Source organism: Nocardia sp. MDA0666, from assembly GCF_003023875.1.
Lineage (GTDB): Bacteria > Actinomycetota > Actinomycetes > Mycobacteriales > Mycobacteriaceae > Nocardia > Nocardia aobensis.
On sequence record NZ_PYHT01000052.1, the window covers coordinates 1 to 2,819 of the forward strand.

Here is a 2,819-nt window from a genome sequence, read left to right on the forward strand (position 1 = left end):
CGATCTGGCCGGCGACCCCACCTTCACCGACCTGTTGACCCAGGTTCGCACGCGCAGCCTCGAAGCGTTCGAACACCAGCACGTGCCGTTCGAAGTGCTGGTCGAACGACTCAACCCAGCCAGATCATTAACGCATCACCCGCTGATCCAGGTGTTGCTGGCGTGGCAGAACTTCGCCGGAAACAACGACCCCGGAGCCGGTTTCGTGCTGGAAGATCTCGACGTCACCTCGCTCCCGCTGGACACCCACAGCGCCCGCATGGACATCGCCTTCTCCCTCGGAGAACGCTTCACCGACACCGGCGAACCCGACGGACTCACCGGCGCAGTCGAATTCCGCACCGACATCATCGACACCACCACCATCGACACACTCATCCAACGACTCGAACGAACACTGAACGCCATAACCAGCAACCCGAGGCGATCGCTGTCGTCGGTGGACCTGCTCGACGAATCCGAACACACCCGATTGGACGAGATCGGCAACCGGGCCGTCTTGGATGCGCACACATCCCCGGCGATGTCGGTGCCGGCGATGTTCGCCGCACAAGTCGCCTGCACCCCCAGCGCCATAGCACTCAGCTGCGGTGATCGTTCATACAGTTACCGGCAGCTGGAGGAAGCGGCAAACCGGTTGGCACACCTGCTGACCGACCGCGGTGTGGGTCCCGGATGCGTGGTCGGGTTGCTGATGCAACGCTCAGCAGAAGCGATCACCGCGATAACAGCAGTGCTGGAAACCGGGGCTGCCTACCTCCCCATCGATCCCGAACACCCCAGAGCACGAATCGAATTCATGCTCACCGACGCCACACCCGTAGCCGTGCTCAGCACAGCTGATCTGGCCGGACGACTCGACGGGATCGACGTCACCGTCATCGACATCAACGACCCCGCCCTCGACACCCAACCCAACACCCCACTATCCGCGCCCAGCCCGGACAACATCGCCTACCTCATCTACACCTCCGGCACCACGGGGGTCCCCAAAGGTGTGGCGGCCACCCACCACAACGTCACGCAACTGTTGGTGCCCTTGGATGTCACGCCTGCGCCGGAACAGGTATGGGCGCAATGTCATTCGCTCGCCTTCGACGTCTCCGTCTGGGAAATCTGGGGCGCGTTGCTGCACGGTGGACGACTGGTGGTGATCCCCGACTCGATCACTCGCTCCCCCAACGACTTTCACGATGTTCTCGCTGCCGAACACGTCACCGTGCTGACCCAAACCCCGACCGCGGCAGCGATGCTGACACCACAAGGCTTGGAATCGGTCACCCTGATACTCGGTGGCGAATTCTGCCCCGCCCAAGTGGTAGACCAGTGGGCACCCGTACACACAGTCATCAACGGCTACGGTCCCACCGAAACCACCATGTGTGTTTCCTTGACTCCGCCATTGGCTCCGGGTTCGGGAACACCACCGATCGGCTCACCAGTACCAGGTGCAGCGTTGTTCGTCCTCGACCGCCGGCTACGGCCGGTGCCGGTGGGAGTCGCCGGCGAGTTGTATGTGGCCGGCACGGGCGTCAGCCCCGGATACTGGCGTCGCACCGTATTGACCGCATCACGGTTCGTGGCCTGCCCCTTCGGAGGCACCGGGGCACGCATGTACCGCACCGGAGACCTGGTCCGCTGGGCGAACGACGGCCAACTCCACTACGTCGCCCGCGCCGACGAACAAGTCAAAATCCGCGGCTACCGCATCGAATGCGGCGAAATACGAACCGCCCTCACACAACTCGACGGCATCGAACAAGCAGCAGTCATCACCCGCGAAGACCACCCCGGAAACAAACTCCTCGTCGCCTACATCACCGGCACCGCAAACCCAGACGAGATACGCACCCAACTCGCCGAACAACTTCCCGCCTACATGATCCCCGCGGCGGTGATGGAGGTAGCGGCGCTGCCACTGACGGTCAACGGCAAGCTCGACACCCGTGCCCTACCGGTACCGGAGTACACCGCGGGCGGGTATCGCGCCCCGAGTACCCCTGTCGAGGAGATCCTCACCACCATCTACGCCCACACACTCGGACTCGACCGCGTCGGCATCGACGACTCCTTCTTCGACCTCGGCGGAGATTCGCTGTCGGCGATGCGCCTGATCGCCGCGATCAACACCACCCTCGACACCGACCTGTCCGTGCGCACCGTGTTCGACACACCCACCGTCGCCCGGCTGGCATCCGGTATCGATAGTGCGGGTACGAGCCGACTCCCACGACTGACACCGGTCGAGCGGCCCGCGGTGATTCCGTTGTCGTATGCGCAGCAACGACTCTGGTTCATCGACCAACTCCAAGGACCCTCCCCGGTCTACAACATGCCGATCGCATTCCGGATCAACGGACCACTGGATACCGACGCACTCGACGACGCACTCGACGACGTCCTCGCCCGCCACGAATCACTCCGCACCATCTTCCCCCACACCGACGGCGTGCCCTTCCAGCACGTGCTGCCCGCAAGAACAGGAATGTGGCGACGCGACGGCGCGGCAGTCGTATCGCTGCCCGAGCAGCATGTGACCGACGCCTTGGCAGAGCTGGCCGCGCACCGATTCGATCTGTCGACCGAGATCCCCATCCGCGCCCAGATCTACTCGATAGGACCCGAACAGCACATCATCGCAATTGTGTTGCACCACATCGCTTTCGATGGATGGTCACCGATCCCCATGGCCCGCGACGTGAGCGAAGCCTACCGAGCGCGCCGACACGGCCACGCCCCGCACTGGACGCCGCTACCGGTGCAATATGTCGACTACGCACTCTGGCAACGCACCCAACTCGGCGAACTACACGACCCCC

General features: G+C 63.5%; 1 protein-coding gene. It reads left to right on the forward strand.

Going from position 1 to position 2,819, the window contains the following annotated elements; genetic code table 11:
- Positions 1-2,819: non-ribosomal peptide synthetase (locus tag C8258_RS32095; protein WP_146161389.1), on the forward strand; the 2,819-nt coding region annotated here is incomplete at both ends.